Annotated in this window: 1 protein-coding gene; it reads right to left on the reverse strand. The window is 49.6% G+C overall.

Annotation, left to right across the window (positions count from 1 at the left end; genetic code table 11):
* The coding region (locus AB2B41_RS23860) for a transposase (protein WP_367880299.1) at positions 1–144 on the reverse strand (144 nt) is incomplete at its 3' end.
* Positions 145–228 lie beyond the last annotated feature (84 nt).

The raw sequence follows: 228 nt of genomic DNA on the forward strand, positions 1-228 counted from the left end.
AGCCCACGGTATGCCGGTGCGCAGGACGTAGAAAATGCCGTTGATCACGCGGCGGTCATCAACACGCTTCTTGCCACGCGTTTTATTAGGCAAGACAGCTTTGATGAACTCCCATTCCAGATCGCTCATGTCTGATCGTGCCATTTGTCTTCTCCCGCCCAATGTTTGCTCGAGATTGAATCACAAATCGGAACGATTAAACAAGAATTAATGGGTGTGCTGCCTAGT

This window comes from Sulfitobacter sediminis (genome assembly GCF_040811725.1).
GTDB classification, from domain to species: domain Bacteria; phylum Pseudomonadota; class Alphaproteobacteria; order Rhodobacterales; family Rhodobacteraceae; genus Sulfitobacter; species Sulfitobacter sediminis.